General features: G+C 63.7%; 17 protein-coding genes. 12 read left to right on the plus strand and 5 right to left on the minus strand.

What is annotated here, in order from left to right; all coding sequences use genetic code 11:
* Nucleotides 1-130: 130 nt before the first annotated feature.
* Nucleotides 131-472 carry a hypothetical protein gene (locus tag AC1RGE_RS13935; protein WP_011059650.1) on the plus strand — a complete coding sequence of 114 codons (342 nt, stop codon included), beginning with the start codon at nucleotides 131-133 and terminating at the stop codon, nucleotides 470-472.
* On the opposite strand, the gene AC1RGE_RS13940 is transcribed toward AC1RGE_RS13935, so the two are convergent.
* The 3 genes from AC1RGE_RS13940 to gcvA form a co-directional block, all read right to left on the minus strand.
* Complete coding sequence (locus AC1RGE_RS13940; RefSeq protein WP_492584618.1) at nucleotides 469-1,671, minus strand: aminotransferase class V-fold PLP-dependent enzyme; 1,203 nt, start codon at nucleotides 1,669-1,671, stop codon at nucleotides 469-471. The two genes, AC1RGE_RS13935 and AC1RGE_RS13940, sit on opposite strands and share 4 nt — an antisense overlap.
* A complete protein-coding gene (locus AC1RGE_RS13945) occupies nucleotides 1,671-2,141 on the minus strand; it encodes a RidA family protein (RefSeq protein ID WP_011059652.1) in 471 nt (156 codons plus the stop codon). Before AC1RGE_RS13945 ends, AC1RGE_RS13940 begins: the two co-directional genes overlap by 1 nt.
* A gap of 88 nt (nucleotides 2,142-2,229) precedes the next feature.
* Nucleotides 2,230-3,099: a transcriptional regulator GcvA gene (gene gcvA, locus AC1RGE_RS13950; RefSeq protein ID WP_492584620.1), complete on the minus strand. Its 870-nt coding sequence runs from the start codon at nucleotides 3,097-3,099 to the stop codon at nucleotides 2,230-2,232.
* Nucleotides 3,100-3,277: 178 nt separating this feature from the next.
* On the opposite strand from gcvA, the gene AC1RGE_RS13955 reads away from it, so the two are divergent.
* The gene (locus AC1RGE_RS13955) at nucleotides 3,278-3,460 is read left to right on the plus strand and encodes a hypothetical protein (RefSeq protein WP_011059654.1); all 183 of its coding nucleotides are present in this window, start codon (nucleotides 3,278-3,280) and stop codon (nucleotides 3,458-3,460) included.
* Between the two features lie 144 nt (nucleotides 3,461-3,604).
* Nucleotides 3,605-3,721, plus strand: a complete 117-nt coding sequence (gene ccoM / locus AC1RGE_RS13960) for a cytochrome c oxidase subunit CcoM (protein WP_015634423.1) — start codon at nucleotides 3,605-3,607, stop codon at nucleotides 3,719-3,721.
* A gap of 134 nt (nucleotides 3,722-3,855) precedes the next feature.
* Here the strand turns inward: ccoM and AC1RGE_RS13965 are convergent, their stop codons facing one another.
* Both AC1RGE_RS13965 and AC1RGE_RS13970 read right to left on the minus strand, forming a co-directional pair.
* Entirely contained in the window at nucleotides 3,856-5,331 is a 1,476-nt protein-coding gene (locus tag AC1RGE_RS13965) for an inorganic phosphate transporter (RefSeq protein ID WP_011059655.1), read from the minus strand.
* 377 nt (nucleotides 5,332-5,708) lie between these two features.
* A complete protein-coding gene (locus AC1RGE_RS13970; RefSeq protein WP_011059656.1) occupies nucleotides 5,709-5,909 on the minus strand; it encodes a hypothetical protein in 201 nt (66 codons plus the stop codon).
* A gap of 686 nt (nucleotides 5,910-6,595) precedes the next feature.
* On the opposite strand from AC1RGE_RS13970, the gene pcaR reads away from it, so the two are divergent.
* From pcaR to AC1RGE_RS14015, 9 genes are all read left to right on the plus strand, one after another.
* On the plus strand, nucleotides 6,596-7,438 hold the full coding sequence (gene pcaR / locus AC1RGE_RS13975) for a pca regulon transcriptional regulator PcaR (protein ID WP_011059657.1): 843 nt from the start codon (nucleotides 6,596-6,598) through the stop codon (nucleotides 7,436-7,438).
* A 287-nt stretch (nucleotides 7,439-7,725) separates the two neighbouring features.
* Complete coding sequence (gene pcaK, locus AC1RGE_RS13980) at nucleotides 7,726-9,072, plus strand: 4-hydroxybenzoate transporter PcaK (RefSeq protein WP_011059658.1); 1,347 nt, start codon at nucleotides 7,726-7,728, stop codon at nucleotides 9,070-9,072.
* Nucleotides 9,073-9,379: 307 nt separating this feature from the next.
* A complete protein-coding gene (locus tag AC1RGE_RS13985; RefSeq protein ID WP_011059659.1) occupies nucleotides 9,380-10,237 on the plus strand; it encodes a CoA transferase subunit A in 858 nt (285 codons plus the stop codon).
* Nucleotides 10,237-11,016, plus strand: a complete 780-nt coding sequence (locus tag AC1RGE_RS13990; RefSeq protein WP_011059660.1) for a CoA-transferase subunit beta — start codon at nucleotides 10,237-10,239, stop codon at nucleotides 11,014-11,016. The genes AC1RGE_RS13985 and AC1RGE_RS13990 overlap by 1 nt, the downstream gene beginning before the upstream one ends.
* Nucleotides 11,013-12,218 (plus strand): 3-oxoadipyl-CoA thiolase, encoded by a 1,206-nt coding sequence (gene pcaF, locus AC1RGE_RS13995; protein ID WP_170866331.1) that lies wholly within the window; start codon nucleotides 11,013-11,015, stop codon nucleotides 12,216-12,218. The genes AC1RGE_RS13990 and pcaF overlap by 4 nt, the downstream gene beginning before the upstream one ends.
* A gap of 37 nt (nucleotides 12,219-12,255) precedes the next feature.
* Nucleotides 12,256-12,960 carry a protocatechuate 3,4-dioxygenase subunit beta gene (gene pcaH, locus AC1RGE_RS14000; protein ID WP_041116326.1) on the plus strand — a complete coding sequence of 235 codons (705 nt, stop codon included), beginning with the start codon at nucleotides 12,256-12,258 and terminating at the stop codon, nucleotides 12,958-12,960.
* A 1-nt stretch (nucleotide 12,961) separates the two neighbouring features.
* Complete coding sequence (gene pcaG, locus AC1RGE_RS14005; protein ID WP_492584489.1) at nucleotides 12,962-13,528, plus strand: protocatechuate 3,4-dioxygenase subunit alpha; 567 nt, start codon at nucleotides 12,962-12,964, stop codon at nucleotides 13,526-13,528.
* 246 nt (nucleotides 13,529-13,774) lie between these two features.
* Complete coding sequence (locus AC1RGE_RS14010; protein WP_255313395.1) at nucleotides 13,775-15,085, plus strand: MFS family transporter; 1,311 nt, start codon at nucleotides 13,775-13,777, stop codon at nucleotides 15,083-15,085.
* A 48-nt stretch (nucleotides 15,086-15,133) separates the two neighbouring features.
* On the plus strand, nucleotides 15,134-16,498 hold the full coding sequence (locus AC1RGE_RS14015; protein ID WP_011059665.1) for a 3-carboxy-cis,cis-muconate cycloisomerase: 1,365 nt from the start codon (nucleotides 15,134-15,136) through the stop codon (nucleotides 16,496-16,498).
* The last annotated feature ends 5 nt before the right edge of the window (nucleotides 16,499-16,503 follow it).

A 16,503-nucleotide genomic window follows, 5' to 3' on the forward strand; every position in this document is an offset into this window, starting at 1 on the left:
AAGGTAGCGTACGGCGTGCATTCGTCGGGTGGCGGGGCACTATCGGCTGACGACTGGGTCACAGTTTTGCGACCGATGGCTCAAGTCGCCCATGCCGCAGCCGACAGCCTGCCGACAGGAGACCAATAATATGCTGCCACCGATGCTCCCCTTGAGTGCCGTGCCGATCACCGCCCAGCAGGATCCGATCCGCCAGCGACCGGACATCCCGCCTGTGGTACCGGTGCAGGAAAGCTCCAACGAAAGCACCATCGACCTGCAAAAGCGCGACCCCGAGGAGTCCGCCCTGCTGCTGCGCGAGGAACAGCGGCGCCAGCAACAGAAGCAGCGCCGTGAGCGTGAGGCCGAGGACGACCCCGAAGAGCACCTGGCAGTGCCCGGCGATGAACTGAACGCCGACAACACCGTGCCGGTGGTGCCGTTGATCGAAGATGCTCCGCGCCAGGGCCTGTGGGTGGATGTCGAGGTCTAGGGGCGCTTGTTCCCCGCCAGTTCCCCGAGGGCCTGCAACAGGCGCTCGATTTCCTCTTGTGTATTGAAGTAACTCAAGGCGATCCGGGCAATGTTGCCCAGGCCTCGGGCCTGCATGTCCAGTGGTGTGTAGTTGACGCCATTGGCGCCGATATTGATGCCGCGCCGCGCCAGTTCCTCCTTGAGTGCCTGCCCGTCCCAACCTTCGAGAGTGAAGGCGATCAGGCCCGATTGCTGCCCCGGGCTGCCCAGGTCCTGGAGTTGCAGGCCGGGCAAGCGCTGCAGCTTCTTGCGCAGCGGCTCGCTCAAGGCATTGATCCTTTGCGCAATGGCGGCCACGCCGATGCTTTCGAACTCCTGCAGGGCATTGGCCAGGCCAGCCAGCAGCACCATCGACACTTCACTGGTTTCAAAGCGCCGGGCATCGTTGCGCAGAGCGAAGCCCTGGCCGTCCCAGGGCGCCGACAGCACATCCCGCGGCAGCGGATTCAACTGCTCGAGGAAGCCGGGCCTTATATAGAGCAGGGCCGTGCCTCGCGGGCCGCGCAGGTACTTGCGCCCCGCGCCCTTGAGCACATCGCAGTTCAGCGCCTGCACGTCGCAGGGCACCTGGCCCAGAGCCTGGCCGGCATCGATGAAGTAGGGGATGTGCCATTGGCGCGCCAGTTGGCCGATGGCTGCAGCCGGGTTGATCAGCCCGCCATTGGCCGGTAGCCAGGTCAAGGCGATGAGGCGCACCCGGGAGTCGAGCATGGACTCCAGCGCCGGGACTGAAACCGCACCGTGGCTGTCACAGGGAATGACTTCCAGCTGCGCGCCGGCGGCCACGGCCGGGGCCATGCAGGCCAGGTTGCCGGCCCATTCCTGGCGCCCCACCAGGATCCGGTCGCCCGGCTGCCAGGCGGGCAGGGCGTTGAAGGCCATGCCCCAGGCCGCCGAACCACTGCTGGTAAAGGCGATGGCTTGCGGGCAGGTGTTGAGCACTCGGGCGGCGGTCTGTCGCGCCTGCTCCTGCAACTGGGCGCCGGCGCCGGCCGCTTCCATCGGCCCGCTGTGGGCCTCCCGCTGCAGTTGCCCGGACATGGCATCCAGGGTGCCCTGGCTGGGCAGGGACCCCCCGGCATGGTTGAAGTGGCAGACCCGGGTGCAACCCGGTGTGGCCGCCCGTAGCCGGGCGATGTGGTCCGGGTTCAGGGGCATCACGGCTTGAGCTCGAAAATTCCGTCGACCTCCACGGCGACGCCGGCAGGCAGGCTGGCGACGCCCACCGAAGTGCGGGCATGCCGGCCTTTCTCGCCCAGGGCATTGACCAGCAGGTTGGAGGCGCCATTGGCGACCTGGCCATGGCCCTTGAAGTCGGCGCTGGCGGCAATGAACACCCCCAGCCGGCTGATGCGTTGCAGCCTCGACAAGTCGTCCCCCAGGGCCGCCGAGAGTTGCGCCAGCAGGGCCAGGGCCGCCAGTTCCGCGGCCTGGGCACCCTGCTCGATGCTGAGGTTGTCACCGAGCCGGCCCAGCAGATGGGGATGCTGCTCTGCTTGCGGTGTTTGCCCGGAGATGAACAGCAGGTTCTGGCTCTGGGCATGGTTGACGTAGTTGGCGATCGGCTGGCCGGGGATCGGCAGTTCAAGACCCAGTTGTTGCACTCGTTGCTGCAGAGAGTCGCGCATGGCAAGTCCTCGAATGGAAGGCTTGCAGCATCGGTGTTCAGGCTGGGGGCGACAAACGGATAGATCTAATCCGACGTATCTGAATTTTTCATGGGTCGCTCCCTTGCTCCAGCAGCCATTGGGCGAAGCACTGCGCCGCCGGATTCGCCGGACCTTCGGCGGTCACCAGCCAGTAGCCGATCTGATCGTTGTGCAGAGCCGGGAGGTCGAAGGCATCCACCAGGCTGCCCTGGGCAAGATGGCGCCGGATCAACTGGCGGCGGCCCATGGCGATGCCCTGGCCGGCCACCGCCGCTTCCACCACGATGTTGTAGTCGTGGAGCATGACGCTGGGGTGAGGGCTGAGGTCGACGGTGTTCTGCCTGCTCCAGTCGTCCCATTCAAAGGGCCGGTGGGAGCGGGCCATCAGCAAGGTGCCGTTGGCCAGGGCCCCGGCCTTGAACTCGGGGCTGCACACCGGTGACAGTTGCTCGGCGAGAAAGCGTGTGGCCTGGACGTTGGGCCAGTGGCCCTTGCCATAGCGAATGGCCAGGTCGACCTCGGCACCGGCCACATCTGCCAGGTTGATGGCCGGTTGCAGCTCCAGCTGGATCTGAGGGTGGCGGCGGCTGAAGTCCGCCAGGCGCGGCGCCAGCCACAAGGTGGCGAAGGAGGCCAGCAGGCCGATGCGCAGAACCTGCGATGGCTCTGCTGCCAACAGCGTCCGGGTGGCTTCGGCGATCTGCTCCAGGGCCGGCTGGATCTGTTGGTAATAGCTGGCGCCGGCGGTGGTCAGGTCGATGGCCCGGGTGCGTCGTACAAACAGCGGCTGGCCCAGGTGCTGTTCGAGTTTGTGCACTTGATGGCTGACCGCGCTCTGGCTGACGCACAGTTCCCGGGCCGCCTTGCTGAAACTCAGGTGCCGGGCCACGGCCTCGAAGGCGCGCAGGGCCAGCAGCGGGGGCAGGTGCTTGGGCATTTCCACATGCGGTTTCCTGTGGGGAGGGGCGGCCATTGTGCGGATAAAAAGTCTTCCCGGCAGCGACTTTATTGCAGTCGCCTTGGTCTGATCACTGGTCAGGTGCGGCGCCACGTCGCATTATTGGCACATTCGCCAGGGCCGCCCGCTGCTTCAAGGCGTGCGGCCGATATAGACCATGAGTGATGCAAGCCAAGCCATGAATCAAGACGACAAGCTGATCGACCTGAACGCCGAGCGTGCCAAGCGCGTGCATGATCTCAATGAAAAGCGCCTGAACGAAGTACGCCAGGCATTCGAGCACGCCATGCCCTTGGGCAAGGCCAAGAAAAAACCGAAAAACAAACCGAAAAAGCGCTGATCTGGGCGCTTTCTGTTGATGCAAGTCACTTATTCCCCCTTCCTCGCGCCCAGTCATGGGCGACATTGACCCCGGTCAATTTCCCCCGCCTCCCGTTTGGTTAACTTAGCCCCATCGCAACAGGGCAAGAGCAGGAGGCCAGTCATGTTTTTCGACAATGTGGTGATCGCCGGAGTGCTGACTGTCGGCCTCATGGTTCTGTTTTTCGCAGGGTTTGGATTCTTTATCTGGAAAGACGCGAATAAGCGCAAGAAGCCTTAAGTCTTTCCAGGGCAACGAGCACGCAAGGCATTTTGGGCAACTTCGGTTGCCCTTTTTTTTGCCTGCAAGAAAGCTCAAGGCATAAAAAAAGGTGCGTCCCTGGGGACGCACCTTTTTTGTTGCCGGCTGGGGTATCAGGTACCCAGGATCTTGGAGGCTGCCCAGAACAGGCCGGCGGACAGGGCCACGGTCGCCGGCAGGGTCAGGACCCAGGCCAGGAGGATGGTCCGTACCGTTCCGCTCTGCAGGCCGCTCTTGTTGGCGACCATGGTCCCGGCCACGCCGGAGGAGAGTACGTGGGTGGTGGAAACCGGCAGGCTGAAGATGTTCGCCAGGCCGATCAGGCCGGCGGCGGTGATCTGTGCCGACATGCCCTGGGCGTAGGTCATGCCCTGCTTGCCGATCTTCTCGCCAATGGTCTGCACTACGCGCTTCCAGCCGATCATGGTGCCCAGGCCCAGAGCCAGGGCGACAGCCAGGATGACCCAGAACGGTGCGTATTCGGTGGTGGCGGTCAGGTCTTTGCGCAGCTTGTCCAGGTCGGCCTTTTCACGGGCCGAGATGCCTGGCAGCTTGCCGACCTTTTTCGCGGTGTCATCCAGGCAAAGCAGGTAGCGACGCACTTCGATGCGGCTTTCCGGCGACAACGAATGGTAGTCGGAAACGCCCTTGAGGCTGCTCAGGAGCGCGGCGATGGTCGGTTCGGTTTGCTGCGGATTGCAGCGGAACTTGCCCGGCAGGTCGTCTTTCACGCTTTTGCCCAGGGCCAGGAACTCACCCAGGGACTCGTGATTGCGCTCGTAGAACTGGCTCAGGTGCAGGGTGGCGTCGCGGGTCCGCTCGATCTGGTAGGTGGTGCTGTTGAGGTCCATCACGAACTGGGCAGGCACGATACCGATCAGTACCAGCATGATCAGGCCGATGCCTTTCTGGCCGTCGTTGGAGCCGTGCACGAAGCTCACGGCCATGGCCGAGATCACCAGTACCAGGCGGTTCCAGAACGGTGGGTGCTTCTTGTCATCGACCTTGCGGCGCTGTTCCGGAGTCTTGTGCATCTTCGAGATCGGCCGCCACCATTTCAGGCCGATCAGTACCAGCGCTGCAATAATGAATCCCGCCATCGGCGAGAACACCAGGGAAGCGCCGATGTCGATTGCCTTCTGCCAGTTCACGCCATCCCCCAGGGGGATGTCGCTGAGCAGGGCATTGGCCAGGCCGACACCGAGGATGGAGCCGATCAGGGTATGGGAACTGGAGGCCGGAATGCCGAAATACCAGGTGCCCAGGTTCCAGGTAATGGCCGCGGCGAGCAACGAGAAGACCATGGCCAGGCCGTGGCCGGTGTTGACGTTGATCAGCAGCTCGACCGGCAGCAGGTGGACGATGGCATAGGCCACGCCAACCCCGCCCAGCAGCACACCGAGGAAATTGAACACACCGGAGAAGAACACGGCCAGGTGCGGCGGCATGGCCTTGGTGTAGATAACAGTGGCAACCGCATTTGCGGTGTCATGAAAGCCGTTGATGAACTCGTAGGCGAGGACAAAAGCCAGGGCGAGCAAGAGGCTCACAAGCACCCAAGCATCCAGTCCGCTGAATAAATCGATCATGAAGGTTTTCTGACCCGGTCATAAGGGGGCGCGATTATGCCAGAAAACCCCGCTAATCAATGCACAAGGTGCTCGCCGGTAACATTCTTCAACGAAAAAACTGACCGGGAGCAGAGTTTTCGCACATACCCCTCAAACACGGCAAGCCATTGAGTTTATTGGGCACGAGCGGTCAATCCGATGGCCTGGGCGCGGAAATCAGAGGGTTAAAACGCATGTATGAAATTTCAACCAAAGGGCTTGCCCGGTAGCCTCTCTCGCTTTGGATAGGCGAGATGGCCATGGGCCCGGGGTAACGAGCATCAATGGTCTGCCTGGCCGCCGGGATGATCGGGCGGGCAAGTAGAGCAAGCCCTGAATGAGTCAGGCTGCCAGCATTACGGCTGTTCGGCCTTGAGCTCTTTTTCCATCTTTTGCAGTTCTTGGGTGAAGGCCTGATCGAGAATACTGGCGCGTTTGCGCCAAGGTTTGCGTTCAGGTTCCGGCTGGGCGGCATAACGGGTGATCTCGCCGCCGTAAACTTCCTTGTAACGTTGCTCCTGGCGCTCAAGTTCCGCGCGCAGTTCATCTTTCGTCACAGTGTTACCTAATTGAGTGAAGGTCCAGTCCGGTGCGACGCATTGCTTGCGGGCATCTACGCAGAGCTGAAGTCAGTGCCAGTCTGGCCTTGACTTCGAGTCTCTCAAGCGTGCCGTTAATTGCATGCGGCCACGTCACCGGATGAAAACAACTGTCGTAGCAACAGTGTTGTTGGTTGCAAGCGGGCTGGCCGAATCTGGTTAGGGGTCAGGCGCTTGCGGCAGGTGACCGATTACCGTCTCAAGCCACCCGAGAGAGGAGCATTGGGCAACTGACTCCACATTCCTCACTCCGGCAGTATAGCTTCGGCGAAGAATAACTCTATGGGTGGCAAGTTTAAAATGACCAACTTTATTGTGAGCGTTTTGTGACACAAAAGTTCTAATCATTTCCTACACGAGGAAAGCCTGATTCTTTCTCCGCTGGTACAAGTCTATATGGGGAGTCTGCATCTTGATGCAAGTGGTCGGTTGCAAAAGACTCGGGATAACCGGGCATTCCACTGGTGATTATTACTATGGTTTTTTGCAATAAACCCAGGGGCTCACTGCCGCGTGTGCCAGGCTTGGCGGATTGCGATTATCGGTCGATGGTTCGATAATCGCCCAATGTTGCCGGCCCCAGCTTGTGCTTCTTCGCCAATACGGCTTGTAATACCGAAGAATTTCGTCGCAGAGAGCCTGAAATGAACGATCAGATGCGTAATTCCTTTACCTCAGTGGCCCCGCCGATCGTGGCGTCTGCGGCAAAGAGGATTCAGGCGTTGACCGGTGACCCGGATTTCATGACCTCTCTGGCCCGGGGCCTGGCGGTGGTGCAGGCGTTCCAGGAGCGCAAGCGGCACTTGACCATCGCCCAGATCAGCCATCGCACGGAAATCCCCCGGGCTGCGGTGCGCCGTTGCCTGCACACCCTGATCAAGCTGGGTTACGCCACCACCGACGGGCGTACCTATTCATTGTTGCCCAAGGTGCTGACCCTGGGCCACGCCTATCTTTCGTCGACGCCTCTGGCGGTCTCCGCCCAGCCCTACCTGGACCGCATGAGCGAGCAACTGCACGAGGCGTGCAACATGGCCACCCTGGAAGGCGACGACATTCTCTACATCGCCCGTTCCGCCACGACCCAGCGGCTGATCTCGGTCGACCTGTCTGTCGGCGGCCGCTTGCCAGCCTATTGCACCTCCATGGGGCGCATCCTTCTCGCGGCCCTGGACGATTCGTCGCTGCACGAATACCTCGACCATGCGGACCTGCAAGCCAAGACCAGCCGCACCCTGCACACCCCGGAAGCCTTGCTGGAGTGCCTGCAGCAAGTGCGCCAGCAGGGCTGGTGCATCGTTGATCAGGAACTGGAGCAGGGCCTGCGCTCCATTGCGGTACCGGTGTATGACGCTTCCGGCCAGGTGCTGGCGGCGCTGAACGTCAGTACCCACGCCGGGCGGGTCAGCCGTGCCGAGCTGGAGCAGCGCTTTCTCCCCGGTTTGCTGAGCGCCAGCCGCGATCTGAGCGCGCAGTTGTTTGCTTAAGCTGTTCGATAAACGCACAGATACGCCTTTGGCGAATTGACGCTGTTTCCCCTGGCTCATTAATGTCGCGGCAGCGTCATCGGCGGCAAGCTGGCATCTTCGCCCGCCGCTGGTGGCCCGCCCAATAATAAAGAAGAGGCCAACACTCATGAGCACGCTTTCCCTGCATCGTTGCCGCGACCGTTCCTGCCGTCCCGCTCGCATCGCCTGATATCGCCACCCCTTTAGTGACCTGATCAGCCCTGGCGGCCTGTGCTCGCCTGCGTTTTAGCGTGGAAATAACAACAATGAACCAACCCCAATCCGCTGTAGGGAACTGCCTTGATGTGCAGTCCTTCATCAATGCCCAGCCGCTGTCCCGTTACCAGTGGCGCGTGGTGATCCTGTGTTTCCTGATTGTCTTCCTCGATGGCCTGGACACCGCGGCCATGGGCTTCATCGCCCCGGCGCTGTCCCAGGACTGGGGCATCGACCGCGCCAGCCTCGGCCCGGTCATGAGCGCTGCATTGATCGGCATGGTCTTCGGCGCCCTGGGCTCCGGCCCCCTGGCCGACCGTTTCGGCCGCAAGGTGGTGCTGGTGGGGGCGGTGCTGCTGTTTGGTGCCTTCAGCCTGGCTTCGGCCTACAGCACCAACGTCGACCAGTTGCTGGTCCTGCGTTTCCTTACCGGCCTGGGCCTGGGGGCAGGCATGCCCAACGCCACCACGCTGCTTTCCGAATACACCCCCGAACGCCACAAGTCGTTGCTGGTGACCAGCATGTTCTGCGGTTTCAACCTGGGCATGGCCGGCGGCGGTTTCATTTCCGCCAAGCTGATCCCGGCCTTCGGCTGGCACAGCCTGCTGCTGATCGGCGGGGTCCTGCCGCTGATCCTGGCCCTGGTGCTGGTGCTCTGGCTGCCGGAGTCCGCGCGTTACCTGGTGGTGCGTAATCGCGGCACCGACAAGGTGCGCAAGACCCTGGCGCCGATTGCCCCGGCCATAGTCGGCGAGGCTGGCAGCTTCAGCGTGCCGGAACAGAAGACCGTGAAGGCGCGCAACGTGTTCGCGGTGATTTTCTCCGGCACCTATAGCGTCGGCACCCTGTTGCTGTGGCTGACCTATTTCATGGGGCTGGTGATTGTCTACCTGCTCACCAGCTGGCTGCCGACCCTGATGCGCGACAGCGGGGCGAGCATGGAACAGGCGGCCTTTATCGGCGCCCTGTTCCAGTTTGGCGGCGTCCTCAGCGCGGTGGCCGTGGGCTGGGCCATGGACCGTTTCAACCCGCACAAGGTGATCGGCTGTTTCTACCTGCTGGCTGGGGTCTTTGCCTACGCCGTCGGGCAGAGCCTGGGCAACATCACCCTGTTGGCCACCCTGGTGCTGATCGCCGGCATGTGTGTCAACGGTGCGCAATCGGCAATGCCGTCGTTGGCCGCGCGCTTCTACCCGACCCAGGGGCGTGCCACCGGGGTCTCCTGGATGCTTGGCATTGGCCGTTTCGGCGCCATTCTCGGCGCGTGGATGGGGGCGACCCTGCTGGGCCTGGGCTGGAACTTCGAACAAGTGCTGACCGCCCTGGTGATTCCGGCGGCCCTGGCCACCACCGCGGTGGTGATCAAGGGCATGGTCAGTCACGCAGACGCGACCTGACCGCGGACTACCCTGTAGCCGCTGCCGCAGGCTGCGACCGGGCTCGAAGGGCCCGCTGCTCCTGAAGGGCGCAGAGGGTTCTTCGAACGTTATCCTCGCCCGCAGCAGCGGCCCCAGAAGGCCGGCAGGGCTGTTGCGGGGTTGAGGAAAAGCAATCGATAGCCCTGCAACAATCTGTTCGATAATCGAACGCTCAGTCGATTATCGGATTGTTTGGGGTTTGGCCCCGGCTTAATCTTCAGTCACTGCGGCGCGCCCAGAGCGCCTTTTTCTCCAGTCGCTGAATAACAATCGGGAGACCCCATCCATGGCTGAAATCCTTTCGCTGCACGACGCGGTGAAGCAATTCGTCAACGACGGCGACACCGTCGCGCTCGAAGGCTTCACTCACCTGATTCCTACGGCCGCAGGTCATGAAATCATCCGCCAGGGCAAGAAAGACCTGACCCTGGTGCGCATGACCCCTGACCTGATCTACGACCAGTTGATCGGTGCCGGTTGCGCTCGCAAGCTGATTTTCTCCTGGGGGGGCAACCCGGGCGTGGGCTCCCTGCACCGCCTGCGCGACGCCGTGGAAAAGCAATGGCCACAGCCCCTGGAGATCGAGGAACACAGCCACGCCGACCTGGCCAACGCCTATGTCGCCGGCGCCTCGGGCCTGCCCTTTGCCGTCCTGCGGGCCTACGCCGGTTCCGACCTGCCCAAGGTCAACCCCCTGATCAAGACCGTGACCTGCCCGTTTACCGGTGAAGTGCTGGCGGCGGTGCCTTCGGTGCGCCCGGACGTCACGGTAATCCATGCGCAGAAGGCCGACCGCAAGGGCAACGTGCTGCTGTGGGGCATTCTCGGGGTACAGAAAGAAGCCGCCCTGGCCGCCAAGCGCTGCATCGTCACCGTCGAGGAAATCGTCGACGACCTGAACGCGCCGATGAACGCCTGCGTACTGCCGACCTGGGCGCTGAGCGCGGTCTGCCATGTGCCTGGTGGCGCCCATCCGTCCTACGCCCACGGTTACTCCGAGCGCGACAACCGCTTCTACCAGGCCTGGGACCCGATCGCCCGCGACCGTGAGGCGTTCACCGCCTGGATCAACGAATACATCCACGGCAGTGCCGATTTCAGCGAATTCCAGGCCAAGCTGGCCGCAGCTTCGGAGGCCCAGTAATGACCTACTCCACCAATGAAATGATGACCGTGGCCGCGGCCCGTCGCTTGCAGAACGGCTCGGTGTGCTTCGTCGGCATCGGCCTGCCGTCCAAGGCCGCCAACCTGGCACGCCTGACCTCATCACCGGACGTGGTGCTGATCTACGAGTCCGGCCCGATCGGCGCCAAGCCCAGCGTCCTGCCACTCTCCATCGGTGACGGCGAACTGGCGGAAACCGCCGACACCGTGGTGCCTACCGGCGAGATCTTCCGCTACTGGCTGCAGGGCGGGCGCATCGATGTGGGTTTCCTTGGCGCGGCCCAGGTCGACCGTTTCGGCAATATCAACACCACCGTGGTCGGCGACTACCACCGGCCCAAGGTGCGCCTGCCGGGCGCCGGCGGTGCTCCGGAGATCGCCGGTTCGGCCAAGAGCGTGCTGATCATCCTCAAGCAATCCTCGCGCTCCTTCGTCGACAAGCTCGACTTCGTGACTTCGGTCGGCCACGGCGAAGGCGGCGATTCGCGCAAGCGCCTGGGCCTGCCAGGGGCGGGGCCGGTGGGCATCATCACCGACCTGTGCATCATGGAGCCGGAAGCCGGTACCCACGAATTCATCGTCACTTCGCTGCACCCGGGCGTGACCCGCGAGCAGGTGGTGGCCGCCACTGGCTGGGCGATCCGCTTCGCCGACCAGGTGGCCGAGACCGCAGCACCCACCGAGGTTGAACTGACCGCCCTGCGTGACCTGGAAGCGCGCACCGCCGCGGCCCATGGCCAAGCCCCTGGAGAAGCCTGATGCGCGACGTATTCATCTGCGATGCCATTCGCACCCCCATCGGCCGTTTTGGTGGCGGCCTCTCGACAGTGCGCGCTGACGACCTGGCGGCGCTGCCGATCAAGGCCTTGATGGAGCGCAACCCCAGCGTGGACTGGAGCTCCGTGGACGAGGTGTTCCTCGGCTGCGCCAACCAGGCCGGCGAGGACAACCGCAACGTGGCGCGCATGGCTCTGCTGCTGGCGGGCCTGCCGGACAGCGTGCCCGGCGTCACCCTCAACCGTCTCTGCGCCTCGGGCATGGACGCCATCGGCACGGCGTTCCGCGCCATTGCCAGCGGCGAGATGGAGCTGGCGATTGCCGGTGGCGTCGAGTCCATGTCCCGCGCGCCCTTTGTCATGGGCAAGGCCGATACCGCCTTTTCGCGCAACATGAAGCTGGAAGACACCACCATCGGCTGGCGTTTCATCAACCCGCTGATGAAGGCCCAGTACGGTGTGGATGCCATGCCGCAGACCGCCGACAACGTGGCGGATGACTACAAAGTGTCCCGCGCTGACCAGGACGCCTTCGCCCTGCGCAGCCAGCAGCGTGCCGCGGCGGCCCAGGCCGCCGGTTTCTTCGCTGAGGAAATCGTTGCGGTGCGCATCGCCCACAAGAAGGGCGAGACAGTGGTGGAGCAGGACGAGCATCCCCGTGCCGACACCACCCTGGAAGCCTTGGCCAAGCTCAAGCCGGTCAACGGCCCGGACAAGACCGTCACCGCCGGCAATGCCTCCGGGGTCAACGACGGTGCGGCGGCGCTGATCCTGGCCTCGGCCGAAGCCGTCAAGAAACACGGCCTGACCCCACGTGCGCGAGTACTGGGCATGGCCAGCGCCGGGGTTGCGCCGCGGGTCATGGGCATCGGCCCGGTGCCGGCAGTGCGCAAGCTGATCGAGCGCCTGGGCGTGGCGGTCAGCGACTTCGACGTGATCGAACTCAACGAAGCCTTCGCCAGCCAGGGCCTGGCGGTGCTGCGCGAGCTGGGCCTGGCGGACGATGCGCCCCAGGTCAATCCCAACGGCGGCGCGATTGCCCTGGGCCACCCCCTGGGCATGAGCGGCGCGCGGTTGGTGCTGACGGCTTTGCATCAGCTGGAAAAGAGCGGCGGTAAAAAAGGCCTGGCGACCATGTGCGTCGGCGTCGGCCAAGGGCTGGCGCTGGCTATCGAGCGCGTTTGACTGCCTGCCTTATATAAGAAGAGAACGAGGAACCACCATGAGTGACAAGCCCGGTTACCGGCGCCCGCAAGCGGGCACTCAGCCTGATTACCTGCACCCGGCCTACCAGTCGACCAACACCCGCTCGCCGTCCAAGCCGCTGGTGTTCATTCCCCACTCGCTGTCGGAAATCACCGGCCCGAGCATCGGCGCCGAGTCGATCCAGGAGCGGGACAACGACCTGACGGCCCAGCACGAAGGGCAGCCCCAGGGCGAGCGCATCATCATCCATGGCCGGGTTCTGGACGAGAACGGCCTGCCGGTGCCGGGCATCCTGGTGGAGATCTGGCAGGCCAACGCGGCCGGTCGCTACAACCACGACCGCGACCTGCACGATGCGCCCCTGGACCCGAACTTCACCGGCACCGGGCGCACCGTTACCGACGCCGACGGCTGGTACCAGTTCCAGACCATCAAGCCTGGGGCCTACCCCTGGGGCAACCACCACAATGCCTGGCGCCCGGCGCATATCCATTTTTCGCTGTTCGGGCCGAGCATTCTTACCCGCCTGGTGACCCAGATGTATTTCCCTGGCGACCCGCTGCTGGCTTATGACCCGATCTACAACTGCGTGCCGGACACCCGCGCCAAGGAACGCCTGATCGCCAGCTTCGACCTGGAGAAAACCATTCCTTCCTACGCCCTCGGTTACCGTTGGGACATTGTCCTGCGCGGCCGCGACGCCACGCCGATGGAGAAATAACGTGACCCTGACCGCGACTACATCCCACACCGTCGGCCCCTACTACCACATCGGCCTGACCTGGCTGAACCGCGAAGACCTGACCGAGGAAGGCACCCTGGGCGAGCGGGTGGCGATCACCGGCCAGGTGGTGGACGGCAACGGCAACTTCGTCAACGACGCGATGCTGGAAGTCTGGCAAGCCAACGCCGCCGGCAAGTACCGCCACCCCGAAGACGATCAGGACAAACCCCTGGACCCGAACTTCCAGGGGTTTGGCCGGGTGCCGGTGGACGCCGAAGGGCGCTTTCGCTTCACCACCATCAAGCCGGGCACGGTGCCGGGCCTGAAAGGCACGACCCAGGCCCCGCATCTGGTGGTACTGGTGTTCGCCCGTGGCCTGGTCAAGCACCTGCTGACCCGCATCTACTTCGAGGGGGAGCCGGCCAACGTCAGCGATCCGCTGCTGGCCTGCGTGCCCGAGGAGCGCCGAGGCACCTTGCTGGCCAAGGCCGATGCTGACGGTCACTACCAGTGGAACGTGATTCTCCAGGGTACTGACGCCGAAACCGTGTTCTTCGACTACTGACCCGGCCTTGTGTGGCCACTGCCGCGGGTTGCGTAGCAGGCGCGGCGGGCTTGAGACCGGCAGGGGTTCGGCTTGAGACCGTCAAGCAAGGCCCTCCGGGCCTTTTCGCAGCCTCGCCGTGGCTTGGCAGCGGCTACAGTCGCTACAGGTTGATAGGGTCGATTGACCTCTGCCCGGGAGAGGGCAGGGCGCTATCCGCAGGGAACGGGAATGTTGCCAAGTGTGTCTAGACTCACACTGTCCCCCATGAGTGAAAAAACCATGACAACAACGACAAGTCACTACACCGGAGAGGAACGCAGCAAAAGGATCTTTGCCATTGTCGGCGCCTCCTCCGGCAACCTGGTGGAATGGTTCGACTTCTATGTCTATGCCTTTTGCGCCATCTATTTCGCCCCGGCCTTCTTTCCCTCCGACGATCCGACGGTGCAGTTGCTCAACACCGCCGGGGTGTTCGCCGCCGGCTTTCTGATGCGGCCCATCGGCGGCTGGCTGTTCGGCCGGGTCGCCGACCGTCATGGGCGCAAGAACTCGATGATGATCTCGGTGCTGATGATGTGCGCCGGCTCCCTGGTGATCGCCTTCTTGCCGACCTACGCCAGCATCGGTGCCTGGGCGCCGTTCCTGCTGCTGGTGGCGCGCCTGTTCCAGGGCCTGTCGGTGGGCGGCGAGTACGGCACCACCGCCACCTACATGAGTGAGGTGGCGCTCAAGGGCCAGCGCGGCTTCTTTGCCTCCTTCCAGTACGTGACCCTGATCGGCGGGCAACTGCTGGCGGTGCTGGTGGTGGTGATCCTCCAGCAGTTTCTCGATGAGGCCGAGCTCAAGGCCTGGGGCTGGCGCATTCCCTTCGTGATCGGTGCCATCGCCGCGGTGATCTCGCTGCTGCTGCGCCGTTCGCTGAAGGAAACCACCAGCAAGGAAATCCGTGAGGACAAGGACGCCGGCAGCATCGCTGCGCTGTTCAAGAACCACTCGGCGGCGTTTATCACCGTGCTCGGCTACACCGCCGGCGGCTCGCTGATTTTCTACACCTTCACCACCTACATGCAGAAGTACCTGGTGAACACCGCGGGCATGCACGCCAAGACCGCCAGCTACATCATGACCGGCGCGCTGTTTCTCTACATGTGCATGCAGCCGCTGTTCGGCATGCTGGCGGACAAGATCGGCCGGCGTAACTCGATGCTCTGGTTCGGTGCCCTGGGTACGCTGTTCACAGTGCCGATCCTGCTGACCTTGAAGACCGTCACCAGCCCGTTCCTGGCTTTTGTGCTGATCACCCTGGCCCTGGCCATCGTCAGTTTCTACACCTCCATCAGCGGCCTGGTGAAGGCCGAGATGTTCCCGCCGCAAGTGCGCGCACTCGGGGTGGGCTTGGCTTATGCGGTGGCCAATGCGATCTTCGGTGGCTCGGCGGAATGGGTGGCCCTGAACTTCAAGAACATGGGCATGGAAAACACCTTTTACTGGTATGTCACGGCGATGATGGCGATTGCCTTCCTGTTCAGCCTGCGCCTGCCGAAACAGGCCGCCTACCTGCACCACGACCTTTGACCTGTGTACCTGCGCCCGGCTCGGGCGCAGGTTTGCCAAGGACTGTTTATGACCCTGACTGCGAGCAATCAGTTGTTCGATGCCTACTTTACTGCCCGGGAAATGCGCGGGGTGTTCTGCGATCAGGGGCGGGTCCAGGCCATGCTCGATTTCGAAGCCGCCCTGGCCCGGGCCCAGGCCCGCGTCGGGGTGATCCCGGCCAGTGCAGTAGCGCCCATCGAGGCCGCCTGCCATGCCGGGCTGTATGACTTCCAGATGCTGGGCGAGGCGATTGCCACGGCCGGCAACTCGGCCATTCCCCTGGTCAAGGCCCTGGGCCGACAGATCGCCCGCAGCGATGGCGAGGCCGAGCGCTTTGTGCACCTGGGGGCCACCAGCCAGGACGTGATGGACAGCGGGCTGGTGCTGCAACTGCGCCGCGCCATGCTCCTGCTGGAGCAGGACCTGGAGCGCCTGGGGGACATCCTTGTTGCCCAGGCCCAACGTTACGCCACGACCCCGATGGCCGGCCGCACCTGGCTGCAACATGCCACGCCGGTGACCCTGGGGATGAAGATCGGCGGCTGGCTGGGGGCATTGACCCGCAGCCGCGAGCGCCTGCAGCAGCTCAAGCCGCGTTTGCTGGTGCTGCAGTTCGGCGGCGCTTCCGGAACGCTGGCGGCTTTGGGCGAGCAGGCCTTGCCGATTGCCCAGGCCCTGGCCGACGAGCTGCAATTGGCCTTGCCGGAGCAGCCCTGGCACACCCAGCGCGACCGCCTGGTGGAGTTCGCTTCGGTGCTGGGCCTGTTGGCCGGCAGCCTGGGCAAGCTGGGGCGGGATATCAGCCTGCTGATGCAGACCGAGGCGGCGGAGGTCTTCGAGCCCTCGGCGCCGGGCAAGGGCGGGTCGTCCACCATGCCGCACAAGCGCAACCCGGTGGGCGCGGCGGTGCTGATCAGCGCCGCGACCCGGGTTCCCGGCCTGCTGGCGACGATGTTTGCCGCCATGCCCCAGGAGCACGAGCGCAGCCTGGGCCTGTGGCACGCCGAATGGGAAACCCTGCCGGAGATCTGCTGCCTGGTGTCTGGCGCGTTGCAACAAGCATTGCTGGTGGCCGAAGGCCTGGAGGTCGACAGCGCGCGCATGGCGCACAACCTCGACCTGACCCAGGGCCTGGTGCTGGCCGAAGCGGTGAGCATTGCCCTCGCCCAGCGCCTGGGGCGGGAAACCGCCCACCATCTGCTGGAACAATGCTGCAAGCGCGCAGTGGCCGAGAAACGCCATCTGCGTGGGGTATTGGGGGAGGATTCCCAGGTTACCGCCGAGCTGTCGGCGGCGGACCTGGATCGTCTATTGGACCCGGCGCACTACCTGGGCCAGGCGCAGGCCTGGGTCGAGCGCGCCGTGGCTGAACATTTTGCCTTGAAGGCCTGAAGGAG

It is taken from the genome of Pseudomonas sp. GW823-FHT02C05 (assembly GCF_058797595.1).

Coding starts and splice junctions, on each gene's coding strand:
- AC1RGE_RS13945 (WP_011059652.1), bottom strand. CDS start 2,141: ATGCGCGACTCTCTGCAGCAACGAGTGCAACAACTGGGTCTTGAACTG.
- pcaR (WP_011059657.1), top strand. CDS start 6,596: ATGAACGATCAGATGCGTAATTCCTTTACCTCAGTGGCCCCGCCGATC.
- pcaH (WP_041116326.1), top strand. CDS start 12,256: ATGAGTGACAAGCCCGGTTACCGGCGCCCGCAAGCGGGCACTCAGCCT.
- AC1RGE_RS13985 (WP_011059659.1), top strand. CDS start 9,380: ATGGCTGAAATCCTTTCGCTGCACGACGCGGTGAAGCAATTCGTCAAC.
- AC1RGE_RS13955 (WP_011059654.1), top strand. CDS start 3,278: ATGAGTGATGCAAGCCAAGCCATGAATCAAGACGACAAGCTGATCGAC.
- gcvA (WP_492584620.1), bottom strand. CDS start 3,099: ATGCCCAAGCACCTGCCCCCGCTGCTGGCCCTGCGCGCCTTCGAGGCC.
- AC1RGE_RS14010 (WP_255313395.1), top strand. CDS start 13,775: ATGAGTGAAAAAACCATGACAACAACGACAAGTCACTACACCGGAGAG.
- AC1RGE_RS13990 (WP_011059660.1), top strand. CDS start 10,237: ATGACCTACTCCACCAATGAAATGATGACCGTGGCCGCGGCCCGTCGC.
- ccoM (WP_015634423.1), top strand. CDS start 3,605: ATGTTTTTCGACAATGTGGTGATCGCCGGAGTGCTGACTGTCGGCCTC.
- AC1RGE_RS13935 (WP_011059650.1), top strand. CDS start 131: ATGCTGCCACCGATGCTCCCCTTGAGTGCCGTGCCGATCACCGCCCAG.
- AC1RGE_RS14015 (WP_011059665.1), top strand. CDS start 15,134: ATGACCCTGACTGCGAGCAATCAGTTGTTCGATGCCTACTTTACTGCC.
- AC1RGE_RS13940 (WP_492584618.1), bottom strand. CDS start 1,671: ATGCCCCTGAACCCGGACCACATCGCCCGGCTACGGGCGGCCACACCG.
- pcaK (WP_011059658.1), top strand. CDS start 7,726: ATGAACCAACCCCAATCCGCTGTAGGGAACTGCCTTGATGTGCAGTCC.
- AC1RGE_RS13965 (WP_011059655.1), bottom strand. CDS start 5,331: ATGATCGATTTATTCAGCGGACTGGATGCTTGGGTGCTTGTGAGCCTC.